A 15,497-nucleotide genomic window follows, 5' to 3' on the forward strand; every position below is an offset into this window, starting at 1 on the left:
GCTGTCTCAGTAGCGGTACTGCCACCCCAGCGTAAGCACTCGCCCACGCCCGGCGAAATAGCTCGGGTTGGATGGCGTGGTCTGCGAGTAGCAGGTGATGTACTGCTTGTTGGCGAGGTTCTGCACGCCCAGGGTGAAACTGCGCTTGCCCAGCGCATTGCGGGCGACCAGGTCGACCGTGGTGTAGCCCTTGAAGCTGGCCACCGGCACTCCGCGCAGGTCTTCGGCACGGCAACGATCAACCGCAGCGTCATGCGCCATCCGTCGCAGCAGCGCGATCGGCTGCAGCACGCCGGCCGGTTCGGGGCGCTCCAGCAGGCGTACGCAGACGTCGTGCACCGCCTCGCGAGCCAGCCCGGGTGAGGCCAAGCGACGGCGCAGGTAATCCACCCGATCCTCGTAGTGGCGCACCAGCGAGGACACCAACGGCAGCACAGGTGGCGGGGAGTGCGGTGGCGTGGGCATCCGGGAGAACGGCGCAGGCAGGAAGGGGTGCCACGCAGGGCCAGCCCTGTGCGGTGCCACGATAGTAATGGGAACTGTTCGCATTTGCCACCGGAGGAGCGACGACGGGATTGTTCGCGGTGCCCGGAAGGTGAATCCACGATCACCCTCTGCAGCGCACACTCGGCGGCAGATAGGCTGCATGGCAGCCATCGGGGAGAGTGACCATGCACGTGCTTCTGGTGATCGTCGCTGGGTTCCTGCTGCTGGCCGTCTTCGCGCTGTTCGGCAGGCTCTGGAGCACAAGCAGCCCTCAGCTGCCAACGGCGCTGCTGGCCTTCATCGGCACCTGGCTGCTGGTATCGGTGGCCAACATGTGGGTGGGGGTCAGCCGGGCAGGCTATACGGTGCGCGAGGAGTTGCCGGTCCTGCTGCTGGTGTTTGCCGTGCCGGCGCTGGTGGCCGGTGTCATCTTCTGGCGGCTGGGCCGCTGAACCGAGGATCCGTGATGCCGGCAACGCCCCGTCTTCCTGCCCTGCGTCGTCGCGACGGCCATCATGCACGGGTGACCTACGAAGAACTGTTCTTCGACCTGGTCTATGTGTTCGCGGTCACCCAGCTCAGCCACCACCTGCTGCACCACCTGGGCCTGCTGGGCGTGCTGCAGACGCTGGTGCTGTGGTTTGCGGTCTGGCTTGGCTGGCAGTACGCGTGCTGGGTCAGTAACTGGTTCGACCCGGAGGCGCCGCGTATCCGTGGCCTGTTGTTCGTCACGATGCTGCTGGCGTTGCTGATGTCTTCGTCCATCCCGGAAGCCTTTGCCGGTCGCGCCTGGATGTTCGCCGGTGCCTACGCCACGATGCAGGTAGGGCGGACGCTGTTCGTGCTGCTGGAAGTAGGGCGCGCGCACCCGCTGGCCGCCAACTTCAGGCGCATGCTGGCCTGGGTCAGCGTTTCGGCCTGCTTCTGGCTGGCCGGTGCGGCGGTCGAGGGCAATGCGCGGCTGGCATTGTGGGCGGTGGCTGTCGCCTGCGAGTACATCTCGCCGATGTTCGGCTTCGCGTTTCCGGGCCTTGGCCGTTCGCGTACCCGCGAGTGGACCATCGAAGGTGGGCACCTGGCCGAGCGCTGCCAGTTGTTCGTGATCGTCGCATTGGGTGAGACGTTGCTGGCAACCGGCGGTGTGCTGAGCGAGGTGGAGCACTGGAGTGGCGCGGTGGTGTCGGCAGTGCTGGCGACCTTTGCCGGTACGATCGCGATGTGGTGGCTGTACTTCGGCATCTCCAGCCGCGACGCCACCGACACCATCACCCGTTCCGACGATCCGGGCCGCATCGGCGCCTACTTCCACTACGTGCACGCGCTGCTGATCGCCGGCATCATTGCCACTGCCGTCGGCAACGACCTGGTGATGGACGAACCGGAGGCGAGGGTGACCCTGCCGCATGCCGCGATGCTGGCAGCGGGGCCGTTGATCTACCTGCTGGGCAGCGCACTGTACAAGCGGGCGGTCTACGGCCGCGTGCCGCGCTCGCACCTGGTGGGGGCAGGGGCTCTGGTCGTGCTCGGCTTCGTGCTGCCATGGATGCACCTGCTGGCCGCTGGGTGGCTGACCAGCATCGTGCTGCTGGCGGTGGGGCTGGCCGATACACGGTTGAAACGCCGGCATCTGGGGTGATCAGGCACAGAACTCAGCCCGGTCCTATGGGGAGGATCCCAGGGCGCCGATAGCCTCGTGATCCCATCACAGGCCGTTACCCAGGAGGCCGCCGGCGTCGTTCTGAGCCGGTGTCGCTGCCTGCCCCCCCACATGCACTGGTTCCCCTTCCTTCCACTTACGTTGCGCGGACGCAAGCCCCCTGCCGACGAGGACTGCGACGTCAGCGCGCTGCGGCTCTATCAGCACCGCGTGCTGCTGTGGGGTGGGTGCCTGCTCAGTCTTGCCATTGTTGCCGGGATGGTCGCGCTGGTCCTGCTGCAGGCCAGCGGCTTCCAGACCCGTCGACTGGAAGCCCTGCAGCGTACCCATGCCGCAGTGGAGGCGCATCTGGTCGCGGCCGATGCTGCACACCAGCGCATGCTGAACATGGCCGAGTACGCCTGGCGGCATCGTCCGGACAGCGATGCCGCGACCCGCCTGGCAGAACGGCAGCGCTACCTTGCCGGCGGCCAGCGGATGGTCGTCAACGCCGGGCCGGAGAGCGCGCCGCAGATGGTGCTGGGTGTAGGCACCGACCACTGGCCTTTGGCGCGCCTGGATCGCTATCTCACCTTGGCCCACTCGTTGTCGGTGATACGCCGGCTGAGTGCCTCGGATACCGAAGCGGAAACGGCCGCCAGTGGCTTCTTCTTCGACCCCAGCCATCAGTTCCTTGTGCTGGGCGACGGGCTGACCGAACAGCGCCTGCTGGCTGCGACCAACGCGGGGCATCGTGCGCAGTTGTTCCAGCATCTGCAGCAGCTGTCGGAGCCGGCGGCGCGTAGCGGGCACACCCCGCACGCGCTGCCGGCGCTTGAAAGCCCGATGCAGATCGCACTTGTACGCCATCCAGTGAGTGGGGCAGCCTCCATTGCGGTGCGACTCCTGGCCCATGACAGAAAGGGGGCGATCGGGACGTTCGTGACCTTGGAGCCGACCCACCGCTTGGCACGGGTGATGGCCGTGGCGGATAGAGGTGCCTCGTTCGTGGTGACGGCCGATGGTGGTGTGGTTGCCGGTACCGCCGACGCCGGGGACATGCCTCTGACATCCGTTGCGCGCGCACTGCGCAGTAGCCAGCAGCGCGGCGATTCGGTGATGGCGGTGCGGCAGGGCCTGCGCTTCTACCAGGCGCTGCCCATTGCCGGTACCGATTGGTTGCTCGTCAATACGTACTGCCTGATGGACATCGCCCGCGACGGCTGGCGCCTGTACCTGGCGGCTGCGCTGTCAGGTGGCGGGTTGATGTTGGGCCTGTGGGTGCTGCTCGCGTGGCTGCATTGGCGCATATTCGGCCCGGCGCTGGCACGTGCAGCGCGCGTCTACCAGGGTGAACAGCTCAGCCGTTCGCTGATCCAGTTGTCGCCCGTCGGGCTGTGCCTGATCGACCGCCGGGAGGCCAATGCCGTCCTGCAGAACGAGCTGATGCGCCACTATGCAGCGGCGGCAGAGCGCAGCGGCATACCCCTCTATCTGCAGCTGGTACAGATGGCCACCGAGTGCGAATCCCGCGCCGCAGCGTCCCCCGAGCCGGTGGAGTTCGAGCTGCCGATTCCAGCGAACAACAAGACACCGGCCCGGCAGCTGCTGGTCGGCGCCGTAGGCGCTACCTACCAGGGGCGCGATGTACTGCTGTGCGCGCTGCGTGACCTGAGCGCGCGGGTGGAACTGGAGCAGCAGCAGGCCCAGGCGCGCGAAGCCGCCGAAGCGGCAAGCCGCGCCAAGGGGACATTCCTGGCGACGATGAGCCACGAGATCCGCACGCCCCTGCATGGCATCCTCGGGCACCTCGAGCTGCTTGGCCGATCCTCGCTTGACGAGGACCAGCGCGCCCGCCTTCGCCGCATCAACCAGTCGGCAGACTCGCTGCTGCAGATCATCAACGACGTGCTCGATTTCTCCCGCGCCGAGTCGGGGCAGCTTGAACTGCAGGCAGAGGTGTTCGAGCCGATCGTGCTGCTGGAGCGCGTCGCGGTGCTGTTCTCGCCGCTGGCAGAGGCCAAGGGCCTGGTGCTCGATCTGTCGGTGGACGGAGCCGTTCCGGGGCAGGTAAAGGGTCCACAGGCCCGCATCGAGCAGGTACTGCGCAACCTGGTCAGCAACGCGGTGAAGTTCACGCTGTCCGGCCGTATCGACCTGCGGGTACGGGTGAATGGCGAGGGAGAAGCGCTTTCGCTGCAGGTGGAGGTGGCCGATTCGGGCATCGGCTTGAGTCCGACGCAGCTGGAGCGGCTGTTCCAGCCCTACGTCCAGGCCGATGCCAGCATCATCACCCGTTTCGGAGGCTCCGGCCTTGGCCTGTCCCTGTGCCGGGAGCTGTGCCAGCGGATGGGGGGGGAGATCCACGCGCGCAGCACGCCGGCGGTGGGCAGTGTGTTCGCGTTCTCCGTACCGGTGGAACGCGTTGCCGGGGTTTCGCCGTCGCCCTTGGCCGGGCGCAACGTGATCCTCGTATCGGCCGCAGCGGGGTGGCGCGATGAGTTGAACCGACGCCTGCAGGCCTGGGGTGCGCACGTACAGGTGATCGCCGACGTTGCCCAGCTTGCCCACGACGACTGCGACGTGGAAGCGGCGCTGGTGGTGTTCGAACGTGGGCCCACGCCCGGGCTGCAGCGCTGGTGTGAAGGCCGGTGCCTGGTGCGGGTGAGCGCCGATGGACCATTGCGTGCCCAGCGACGTGGTGGCGCCTGGCGCGTATCCTGCTATTCCGGGGAATCCCTGCTGCAGGCGCTGCAGGCGCCGACACGTACGGGGCAGGGCACGCTGGCGGTCCTGCAGGGCCTGCACTAGATTCATCGAAGGCGCCATTGCACGACCATCATCCAAGGGGAATCACCATGCATCCGGCCGCGCCTGCAGTGCCCATCAATCAGATCGACGCCTTGCGCAGGATGCAGCGACGATTGTTGTTCGGTGGTGGCGGCTTGATCAGCGTCCTGATCGTGTTGACCGCCGTAGCGAGCCTGGTCGGTGGCATCGGCGCGTTTCACTCGCAGGAGCGGCAGACCTTCCAGGACGCGCAGTCCGCGCTGGACTACTTCCTGTTCCAGCGCGACCGCGCCTACGCCAGCAGCATCAACGCCAACGACGCACTGTGGGCAGATCAACAGGATGAACTGCGGCGATTGGGTGCTCCGTTGCTTGGGGCTTTCCAGAGCGGGGGGCAGCAGTTGCTGGTGCGCGCCGAAGGGCGTGCTTCGGTGCCGTGGCTGGTGCTGGGCAATCCGGCGCAGCCCTTGCCGCAGGCCGAACTGCAGGCCTACCTCGGCATGCTGCACGAATACTCGGCGTATACCGCCGCAACCGTCACCGCCCTGCAGAGCCAGGGGCCGGTCACGATGTTCGCGTATGAGCCAAAGGGACGGCTGCTGGCGGTGGCCGGCGTGGTTGACGAAGCACAGCTGCTGCAGACGCTGCGGGTACCGACCCGCGCACAGGCGTTCGAACGGCTGATGCGGACCGAGACGGCCGTGCGCGGGCAGGTGCCGGCACCCGGGCCGGTGGTGAGCGCGGCACAGGGGCGCCGCTTGGTATCCTTCCTTGGCGACAATCCGCTCAACGGGCAGACGTCGTTGATCGGTGTGATGACCATGGCCCGCTCGGATGCGCCCTACTTCCGTCGCGTTGTATTCGAGTCGATCGACAATATCAGGAGCCGGCTGGAAGCGACCGACCCTGGCAGCTATGTGGTGAGTACCGGGAATGGGCGCGTGGTGCTGGCCGGCGGCCCACTTGCGCAGTCGCCTGGTTCACTGGCCCCCGTGCTGGTGAACGCGCGTGCCGATGCCGGCCAGCGCCAGTACCACGACGGCCGTTTCCTGGTCAGTGGTCCGCTGCGTGGCGTCGACTGGCGGCTGACCCATCTCTACAGCTGGTCCGATCTCTGGCGCGAGCAGCATGTGGCCATCCTGCTGCGGGTATTCACCGCGCTGCTGATCCTGGCAGCGTTGTGGATGCTGTTGTGGCGCATGGATCGCCGCGTCTTCGCGCCTGCATTGGCCAATGCCTCGCGGGTGTACGAGAGCGAAGCACTGAGCCAAGCGATCATAGGCACCGCGCCGGTGGGCCTGGCCCTGTTGCGCCGGGGCGACGGCGCGCCATTGCTGCAGAATCAGGTGGCACGCGCGTTGGCTGGCGGTGACGCTGACGACGATGGGGAGGTGCCCGGGCTCTATGCCCAGCTCATCGCCCACGCACGCAGCCTCCCGGCCCGAGGCGGCGAGTTCAACTGGGCGCTGGACGCAGGTACCGCAGATGCACGCCAGCTGCAGATTGCCCTGGCCGCTGCGCAGTACCACGATCAGGCGGTCTGGGTATGTGCGCTACGCGATGCGACCGCGCAGGTGGAGCTGCAGCGCACGCTGCAGCAGGCGCGACAGGATTCAGAACGTGCGCGCGAGGCCGCTGAAGCAGCCAGCCGTGCCAAGACCGCGTTCGTGGCGACGATGAGCCATGAAATCCGCACGCCACTCAATGGCGTGCTGGGTCACCTTGAGCTGCTGGCACGCTCGCCGCTGCAGCCCGACCAGCACGAGCGGCTGCAGCGGATCCGGCTGTCGGCCGATTCGCTGATGGCCATCATCAGCGACGTACTGGATTTCTCGAAGATCGAAGCTGGGCAGCTGGACATCGATCCACTGCCATTCGCGCTGCGGCCGCTGATCGAGCAGGCGGCGTTGCTGTATGCCCCGGAAGCCCAGCGCAAGGATGTGAAACTCTACTACGCCATCGATCCGGCGCTGGAAGAAACCTTCATCGGTGATGTTCATCGCATCCGCCAGATCCTCAACAACCTGCTGAGCAACGCGGTGAAGTTCACCGCCTCTGGCCGCATTACCGTGCGCGCCGATGCTGGCGGCGGGACTGCGCAACAGCGCCTTCTGCGCCTGCAGGTCGTTGATTCGGGCATCGGAATGACCGAAGACCATGTGGCCACCCTGTTTCGGCCCTTCCAGCAGGGAGATGCCAGCGTGTCGCGGCGTTACGGTGGCAGTGGACTTGGCCTGGCGCTGTGCCAGCAGCTGGCGCAGCTGTTGGGTGGCCGGATCCAGGTACAGAGCACGCTGGGCGTTGGCAGCGTGTTCACCCTCGAGGTGCCGGTGGCGCCAGGTGAGGCCGCGCCAACGCTGGACAAGCCGTTGTCCGGTCGCCGGATCACGCTGCTTTCTTCGGCGCAGGAGTGGCGGCAGGAGATCGGTCAGCTGCTGCAGCGCTGGGGGGCAGAAGCAACGGTGACCGAACGGCCTGCGGCCGGTCCGGTCTGCGAACCCGGGTCCACACTGGTGATCTTCGGCGAGCGCCGTGCGTGGACTGAAAACGAGGAGCAGGAAATGCTCCAGGGGCACGCGTGCGTGGTGCGTGCCTATCCGAGGGGACCGCTGTCTCCCGAGCAGCGTGAGGATGCGGTGCATGTCTCCTGCTATCTCAGCGCGGCGTTGTTGCAGATCCTGCGTGGAGACCGCCTGCCTGCGCCGCAGCTGCAGGACGTGCCGCCGAAGGTTCATGTCCGCCAGACGCGCGGGCGGGTTCTGCTCGTCGAGGACAACCCGGTCAATCGTGAGCTGATCCAGCAGCAGCTGGAAGAACTCGATTGCCTGGTGGACGCGGTGGAGAACGGCCAGGTCGCGTTGACGGGGTGGCAGCCAGGGAGCTGGGATATCGTGATGACCGACATCAACATGCCGATCATCGATGGCTATCAGCTCGCACGCGCATTGCGCGGTCTTGGCGAGACCCTGCCGATCCTTGCAGTGACTGCCACCGCCCTGGCCAGCGAACGCGAGCGCTGTCGTGCTGCCGGCATTGATGACCTGTTGCTCAAGCCACTGGATCTGGCCCGGCTGCTGGCAATGCTGGACCGCTACCTGCAGCCGCAGCCGCCGCCGCACCCGCAGCCGCAGCCGTCAAGCTCACCGTTGCCAGCAGGGCAGGACAAGCCGTTGAAGCTGCGCGCGCTGTTTGTGGAAAGCAGCTCGCGCGACCTGGAGCGGATGCGGATTGCAGGCGAGAGCCACGACGATGCGGTCCTGCTGGAACAGCTGCATGCAATCAAGGGCGTGTTGTTGATGATGGGGGAAAAACAGCTTGGCGCGCGCTTCGGCGATGCTGAGCGACTGCTGCGTGAGAAACGAAGCCTGCCAGAGGTCGACAGGATCGCGCTGCTGACCGATCTCAGCCTGTTGATCGAGGCCTATCGGGCGGGTCTGGAGAATGGTGGATGAGGCGGGTATGGCTAGCCCGCGTCCGGTCTGGCCGCACGCAGCCCCAGCTCGCTTGCGAACTTGAACAGGTCGGCGTCCTTTTCGATGCCGAGCTTGGCCATCCCGGTCGTTTTCTGTGTGCTGATGGTCTGCTTGCGGCGGTCCAGCCGTGTTGCGATTTCGTTGACGCTCAATCCAGAAACGAACAGCACCAGAACCTCGTGCTCACGGGGGGACAGCACAGCGGCAGTGCGGGCGCTTGCGCGCGCAGGAAACAATCGGGCGATGGACGGCGACAGGTAGCGGCGGTTGGCCCAGGCGGCAGCGATTGCCGCCGGAACGTGGCTGGTGTCGTCCGCCTTGCTCAGGATGTGGTTGATCCCGCTGGCGTGCAACGACTGGATCATGGCCGGTTGATCAAGCCCGGTCATCACGATCAAGCGCAGGTCGGGAAAATGTGCGCGCAGATAAGAGAGCAATTGCAACCCATCGCCGTAGGCGCCGCCAGGCATCGCATAATCGGTCACCACTACATCGCATGCAGCGTGTTCCAGCAGCGCGATCAGCGCAGAAGAGTCGCCCACCGCGCCGATGCAGGACAGGGTCGGGATTTCGTCGATGGCAGCTTCGATGCCCATGCGGATGACCGGATGGTCATCGGCAATGGCAACGCGGATGATCGGATGGGACATGGGATGACCCTGATGGTGTTAGGAACGACAGATATTGCCGCAAATCATGCAGGTCACTATAAGCCAGCCGGCCGCTGTCCGGCCGCTTGTGTGTTGCACCATTACCGGAGGACGCGAGCATGCCTTTGAACGTTGTCGTGGCTGATGACCACCCGGTCCTGTTGGCCGGCATGGAGCACCTGCTGCAGGCTGCGCCTGACCTGGTCGTCGCCGGGCTGGTGCGTGATTCCACCGAGCTGGTCGATCTGCTCAGCCGCACGCCGGTGGACGTGGCCGTCTGCGACTTCTCCATGCCCAACGGTCGCTATGGCGATGGTGTGACGTTGCTGAGGTTCCTGCAGCGCCGCTTTCCCTCCCTGCGGCTGGTGGTGCTGACCGGCATGGAAAGCCCGCTTGTTCTGCGCTCGATCCAGAAGGCGGGGGTGTCCTGCATCGTCAGCAAGAGCGACCCCCTGGAGCAGCTGTTGCCCGCAGTGGAGGCCGCCAGTCAGGGGCAGTCGTTCATATCGGCGGAGATCGCGCGCCTGGTCGTCGAGGACGGCGAGCAGGGAGACGTGCGCGACGCCGAGGCACTGTCCAAGCGGGAGTCTGAAGTGCTGCGCATGTTTGCAGAAGGGCTGAGCGTGCTGCAGATTGCCGAGCGCGTGGGCCGTAGCCGGAAAACGATCAGCACGCAGAAGATCGCAGCCATGCGCAAGCTCGGATTGCAGCGTGACGCGGACATTTTCGAGTATGCGCTGGCGCATGGCCTTGTGCAGGCGTCACAGAATGCGCGTGCAGGCGCGGCTGGAGAGGGATCTTCGGAGTGATTGGGGACCGGTCCGATGGACCGGCCCGCGTGCGCACCTAGGCTCGGGGTTGACCCCCTTGCCCCGGTGATGATGTGTCCGTTCGTGAAGACCCCCATTTGACCGCTCTGCTGCTGCACTTCACCCGGCTGCCCGCGGCCGCGCAGGCACACTTTCTCGAACTGCTGAATCACTACCTGTTCGCTTCACCGCGACGCCGCAGCCAGCTGCGTCGACATTGGCACCTGCATGCCCCCGCCGACGACGAACGGGATGGTGTGTAAGGCGGTACCGCGCAGGCCGCGAGCGGCCCCGCCTGAAAACTCGGCCCGGTCCGATGGAGGCCAACGCCCCCGATTCCTAGCATTCCTTCCGCAGGCCAGGGAACTGGCCCGCCGGGAAGGGCGCTTCTCCCCAGCTGTCCCCCCGTTCCCGGCCTCGCCGTCCTCCCCGGCGGCGGGGCCTCTCTACCGCCTCGGGCGGACCACACCTGCGAAGAAGAATTCAACATCATGAAGCTCATCCCGATTGCTTCCGCTGCAACCCTGTTGCTGGCCGCTGCGGCCGCCAATGCCCAGTCCTATGGCTCGGGCGTCATCGAGTTCACCGGCGAGGTCACCGATCTGACCTGCACCATTTCCGGCGGCGCCGGCGCCATCGGCACCACCAACATCACGGTGCCGATGGATCCGGTCCAGGCCAATCAGCTGGCAGTCGCCGGCGACACCGCCGGGCTGCACCCGTTCCAGCTGGTCATCGGCGGCCCGGGCCAGGGCACCTGCCAGAACGGCAAGATCGCCGAGCTCTACTTCGATCCGACCGCCGGTCAGGTGGATGCGGGCAACGGCAACCTGCGCAACCAGGAGGCCAACGCGCCGGCCGTCAACACCCAGATCCAGGTGCTGTACAAGAACGCCGTGGTCGACCTGCGTGATCCGGCGTTCAAGACCGATCCGGTGACCATCGCCAACAACACCGCGGTAATCGACATGGCCAGCCAGTACGTCGCCGTCAACGGTGCCGCCGCCCCTGGCTTCGTGCAGTCGTACGTCAACTACAAGGTTGTCTACAACTGATGCCACTCAGGGACGCCGGCCTGTGCCGGCGTCCCTGTGAACCACCCTGCTGGAGGTGACCCATGCTTTCCGTCAACCACATGCTCTGTGTCGGCGTCCTCGCGCTCGGCGCGCTGTTTGCCCCATCCGCCGACGCGTCGGTGGTGATCGGTGGCACCCGCGTGGTCTACCCCGCGCAGGACAAGGAAGTCACCCTCAAGTTCATGAACGAAGGAGAACGCGCGGCACTGGTCCAGGTGTGGCTGGATGATGGCGACGATCAGTCGACGCCGGATACCGCCAAGGCGCCGTTCGCGGTCGCGCCCCCAGTGTTCCGCCTGGACCCGAAGAAGCAGCAGACTGCCCGTATCCTGTTCACCGGCGCCTCGCTTCCCGCCGATCGCGAAACGCTGTACTGGCTGAACATGCTGGAGATTCCGCCAAAGTCCGGTGGCAGCACTGCCAACATCCTGCAGTTCGCCTTCCGGACCCGCATCAAAGTGTTCTACCGCCCCTCGAATCTGGCTGGCGAGCCGGTACTGGCGCACCAGAAGGTGCGCTGGTCGCTGCAGTCCGCGCCGGGCCGGCTGCTGCTGCGCGCAGACAATCCCACGCCCTATCACGTCAACTTCGCCAGTGTCGGATTGTGGGCCAATGGCAAGGAGCAGGGCACGCAGGGCGGCGGCATGGTCGCACCGTTCTCGCAGGCCGAGTTCGCGCTGGAGGGAATCAGCGTGCGCCCACAGGGCGAGCTGAAGGCTGCAGTCACCGTCATCAACGACTTTGGTGCGCTGGTGCCGACCCAGGTTTCCCTGGTGCCCTGATCCGAGCGCGCAGGCACTGCGCGACTTCCCCCGTCCCTGCGGAGAGATTTCGATGAACGCCCCCAACAGGGCGCCGGGCAACGGCGCCTGTCGCCTGCTGCTTGCCCGGTTGCCGATGATGGTGGCAGCGATCCTGCTTGCGCGGACCGCCTCTGCAGCCGGTACCGGCATCGACGACGAGCTCGTGTTCGACGCAGCCTTCCTGCCTGCCGGGGCATCTTCACGACTGGATCTGGAACGATTCGCGCAAGCCGACTATGTTGCGCCCGGCACCTATCGGGGCGACATCCGCCTCAACGGACAGTGGCAGGCACGCACCGACATCCTCTACCGCGAGGTGGAGGGCGTGTCACGCCTGTGCCTGGATCCTGCCAGCCTGCAGGCCTACGGCATTGCGCCCGACCGCCTGCGCCTGGATCCGGCGCGGCCGCCGGAACTGGCGTGGCCGCAGGCGGTGTTCTGTGGAACGATCGGCGACATCGTGCCCGATGCGTCGGCGACGTTCGATGCGGGCAGCCAGACCTTGGAACTGCAGGTGCCCCAGCTGTACCTGCGCAGCGAGGCGCGGGGCCATGTCGATCCCAGCCAGTGGGATGCCGGCGTGCGTGCGTTCGCGCTCAGCTACAACGCGAACGCATACCACTATGACAGTGGCGGCGCATCCCGTCATTCGGGTTTCGTCGGCCTCAATGCTACCGGCCGTCTGGCCGGATGGCAGCTGGTGCACCAGGGCGCGATGACGCTCGGTGGCAGCCAATCACAGCGCTATCGTTCCACCGCAGCCTATCTGCAGCATGACATCGTGCCGTGGAAAGCGCAGCTGGTGCTGGGGGATACCTCAACGCCCGGCGACCTGTTCGAGAGCGTCCGCCTGCAAGGCCTGCGCGTGGGCAGCGACGATCGCATGCTGCCGCAGTCGCAGCGCGGGTTCGCACCGGTCATCCGTGGCGTCGCCGAGACCAACGCACGGGTGATCGTGCGCCAGCGCGGTGCCGTGCTGCATGAGGCCAGCGTCGCCCCGGGCCCGTTCGAACTGGATGACCTCTATCCCACCGGCTATGCCGGCGATCTGGAGGTGGAAGTGCGGGAGGCCGATGGCCGCTCCCGACGTTTCACGGTGCCGTATTCGGCGGTGCCGCAGCTGTTGAGGCCTGGCCAGTCGCGCTGGAGCGTTTCCGCCGGACGGGTCGACGAAAGCACGTTGCGTGCTGCGCCGGACATGCTGCAGTTGCAGTACCAGCGCGGTCTGTCCAATACGCTCAGCACCTACGGTGGCGTGGTGGCAGGCCAGGACTATCATGCAGGGCTGGCGGGGGCTGCAATCAATACCTCCTTCGGCGCGCTGGCGGCTGACGTATCGCTGGCCCGAACAGCCGTGCAGGGGCTGCCGACGATGAGCGGCAGCAGCTTCCGCCTGGCCTACAACCGCAACGTGGTGCGGACCGGCACGTCCTTCGCCGTTGCTGCCTATCGTTACGCCACCCGCGACTATGTGGGCCTGCGCGATTGGGCGTCGCTGCGTGATGCGCGTGCACGTGATCTGGATATCGACACCGTTGCACGCCAGCGCAACCGCATGGACCTGAGCATGAACCAGCGGCTTGGCGAGCGCGGTGGACAGCTGTTCGTGATCGGCACACGCCGCGACTTCTGGAATGCGCCGGGCCGCCAGCTCGACCTGAGCATCGGCTACAGCAACCAGTGGAAGGCCTTGAGTTACAGCCTGAACTTCCAGCGTACCCGCGACTCCATCGACTTCGGTCGAGATCACCTGCAGGACAGCATCCCCGGCGCAATCGTGCCGGAGCTGCGCGCGCAACAGGCACGCGTGGACAATCGGCTGATGCTCATGGTCTCGCTGCCGTTGGGTCGCTCGCCACGTGCGCCACTGGGCAACCTGATGCACAACCGCAGCCGCAATGGTGAGCCGGCGACTCAGTTGTCGACCAACGGCCTGTATGCGCGGGACGACCGATTCAGCTATGGCGCCACCTTGTCACGCATCGCCGGCAGCAACAGTGTCGACCTCAACGGCGGCTATCGCGGTTCGCGCGGGCAGTGGTCGGCAAGCGTCAGCAGGGGCAGCCGTTACAGCCAGCTGGGCATGGGCGCGACCGGCGGCATGGTGCTGCATGGCGATGGCCTGACCTTTGCGCCGCCGCTGGGCGACACCATTGCCCTGGTGCATGCGGCCGGCGCCGCGGGTGCACGCATCGAGAATGGTGGCGGTGCGCGGTTGGACAAGCGTGGTTACGCGGTTGTTCCATTCCTGACGCCCTATCAGCTGAACACCATTTCGATCGACCCCAAGGGCACCGGCTTCGACGTGGAACTGCAGGAAACCGCGCGCAGCGTCGCGCCGCGTGCGGGCTCCCTGGTGCGACTTGGCTTCAGCACGCGTGCCAGCCATGGACTGATGGTCGACGCACGCACCAATGACGATCGACCGCTACCGTTCGGCGCCGAGGCCACGGATGCCGAAGGCACCCCCATCGGCGTGGTGGGGCAGGGAAGCCGCCTGCTGCTGTCGGGCCTGCAGGCGTCCGGACCGGTGCAGGTGCAGTGGGGCCCTGGCAGCGATGAGCATTGCGTGATGCAGGTGGACGTGCCCTCCGCGCGTTCCAGCGGGGAGTACACCGTGCTGGAAGCGCGCTGCGAAATGAGCGCCGCTGCGGCCGATTCCCTCCCTGCCGCGCGGCCTCGCGTGGCCACCTTGGAGCAGGCTCCATGAACCTGATCACTTTCGTGACCCGCTTTTCCCTGCTTGGCCTGCTGCTGGCCTGCGCGCCGGTGTGGGCGCAGAACTGTCGGTTATCCGATGGTTACGCTCCGCTCGTCAATCTCGCCAACCTCAATGGTTCGATCACCGTGGGCCCCGACGTGCCCGTGGGTACCGAGATATTCCGGGCGACCTACTATGCCGGTCCGACCAACCAGATAACGTGCACGGCAGGGCGGATCGACCGCATCCACCAGTACACCTCGCTTCCGCATCGCGCATCGAGCTATGTCCATCCCAGTTATGGCACGGTCTATGAGACCAATGTGCCGGGCGTAGGAGTGGCGGTCTGGTACAACGGCAGTGGATTTCCCCGGCTCACCGAAGGGGAGACCAACGTGCAACCCCCCACGGTATTCCTGCTCTGGCCGGTTCAGTCCTACGACGTGAGCCTGATCAAGATCGGCCCGATCAGCCCGGGTACGGTGACCGGCGCCAACCTGCCACAGTTCGAGTACCGGATGACCGGCGTCAACCGCAACGTTCTGTTGTGGAGTGGGCGCGTGCAGGGCAGCCTCAACATCGTCTCGCGCACCTGCAGCACCAGTGACGTGCCTGTCGACCTGGGCACGCACCAGATGAGTGAGATTCCTGCCGTGGGATCCGCTACGGGTTGGGTGAATGTACCCGTGGTGCTCCGCAACTGCCCCGCGTTCTTCGGGCGCTACCGCGGTCACCTGACCACGGGCACGGTGCAGAGTGCCAACGGGCGGGTAGACAACCGTATCCGCTACCGTGTCGACCCGGTCACCGCCGTTGCCGATCGAACGCGCTCTGTGATGGCCCTGCAGGATGATGGGGTGAACATGACGGCGACCGGAATCGGCATCCAGATCGGCACGCAGACGCAGGATTCGGTCGGCTTCAATGCGATGCGCGACTCCGGCTTGGTGCTGACCGAGACCAATAACGCGCAGTACACGATCATGCTGCGTGCACGCTATTACCGCCTTGCGGCGGCGGCCTCCTCCGGCCAGGCCAATGGCGCGGCGACCATCACGCTGGAGTACAACTGA

Annotated in this window: 12 protein-coding genes; 10 read left to right on the forward strand and 2 right to left on the reverse strand. The window is 66.1% G+C overall.

The features are described from left to right. Positions 1-6: 6 nt before the first annotated feature. Entirely contained in the window at positions 7-465 is a 459-nt protein-coding gene (locus K5K93_RS20205) for a TonB-dependent receptor (RefSeq protein ID WP_261311900.1), read from the reverse strand. A gap of 206 nt (positions 466-671) precedes the next feature. Between K5K93_RS20205 and K5K93_RS01580 the strand changes: the two genes are divergently transcribed. The 4 genes from K5K93_RS01580 (at position 672) to K5K93_RS01595 (ending at position 8,364) form a co-directional block, all read left to right on the forward strand. Further along, the gene (locus tag K5K93_RS01580) at positions 672-938 is read left to right on the forward strand and encodes a hypothetical protein (RefSeq protein ID WP_222389395.1); all 267 of its coding nucleotides are present in this window, start codon (positions 672-674) and stop codon (positions 936-938) included. Positions 939-952: 14 nt separating this feature from the next. Beyond that, positions 953-2,122: a low temperature requirement protein A gene (locus tag K5K93_RS01585; RefSeq protein ID WP_222389397.1), complete on the forward strand. Its 1,170-nt coding sequence runs from the start codon at positions 953-955 to the stop codon at positions 2,120-2,122. A gap of 132 nt (positions 2,123-2,254) precedes the next feature. Continuing rightward, positions 2,255-4,933 (forward strand): ATP-binding protein, encoded by a 2,679-nt coding sequence (locus K5K93_RS01590; protein ID WP_222389398.1) that lies wholly within the window; start codon positions 2,255-2,257, stop codon positions 4,931-4,933. A 101-nt stretch (positions 4,934-5,034) separates the two neighbouring features. Next, entirely contained in the window at positions 5,035-8,364 is a 3,330-nt protein-coding gene (locus tag K5K93_RS01595) for a hybrid sensor histidine kinase/response regulator (protein ID WP_222389399.1), read from the forward strand. Between the two features lie 11 nt (positions 8,365-8,375). On the opposite strand, the gene K5K93_RS01600 is transcribed toward K5K93_RS01595, so the two are convergent. Further along, positions 8,376-9,035, reverse strand: a complete 660-nt coding sequence (locus tag K5K93_RS01600) for a response regulator (RefSeq protein WP_222389400.1) — start codon at positions 9,033-9,035, stop codon at positions 8,376-8,378. Between the two features lie 119 nt (positions 9,036-9,154). Here K5K93_RS01600 and K5K93_RS01605 point away from each other — a divergent pair, with 119 nt between their 5' ends. The 6 genes from K5K93_RS01605 (at position 9,155) to K5K93_RS01630 (ending at position 15,497) form a co-directional block, all read left to right on the forward strand. After that, positions 9,155-9,844, forward strand: a complete 690-nt coding sequence (locus tag K5K93_RS01605) for a response regulator transcription factor (protein WP_222389402.1) — start codon at positions 9,155-9,157, stop codon at positions 9,842-9,844. A gap of 98 nt (positions 9,845-9,942) precedes the next feature. After that, positions 9,943-10,107, forward strand: a complete 165-nt coding sequence (locus K5K93_RS01610; protein WP_165933907.1) for a hypothetical protein — start codon at positions 9,943-9,945, stop codon at positions 10,105-10,107. A 228-nt stretch (positions 10,108-10,335) separates the two neighbouring features. Then, entirely contained in the window at positions 10,336-10,899 is a 564-nt protein-coding gene (locus K5K93_RS01615; protein WP_093818438.1) for a fimbrial protein, read from the forward strand. Between the two features lie 62 nt (positions 10,900-10,961). Next, a complete protein-coding gene (locus tag K5K93_RS01620) occupies positions 10,962-11,702 on the forward strand; it encodes a fimbria/pilus periplasmic chaperone (protein WP_093818437.1) in 741 nt (246 codons plus the stop codon). A gap of 52 nt (positions 11,703-11,754) precedes the next feature. Continuing rightward, positions 11,755-14,433 (forward strand): fimbria/pilus outer membrane usher protein, encoded by a 2,679-nt coding sequence (locus K5K93_RS01625; RefSeq protein WP_222389403.1) that lies wholly within the window; start codon positions 11,755-11,757, stop codon positions 14,431-14,433. Continuing rightward, positions 14,430-15,497 carry a fimbrial protein gene (locus K5K93_RS01630; RefSeq protein WP_222389404.1) on the forward strand — a complete coding sequence of 356 codons (1,068 nt, stop codon included), beginning with the start codon at positions 14,430-14,432 and terminating at the stop codon, positions 15,495-15,497. The genes K5K93_RS01625 and K5K93_RS01630 overlap by 4 nt, the downstream gene beginning before the upstream one ends.

The organism is Stenotrophomonas sp. DR822, assembly GCF_019793815.1.
Classification (GTDB): domain Bacteria; phylum Pseudomonadota; class Gammaproteobacteria; order Xanthomonadales; family Xanthomonadaceae; genus Stenotrophomonas; species Stenotrophomonas indicatrix.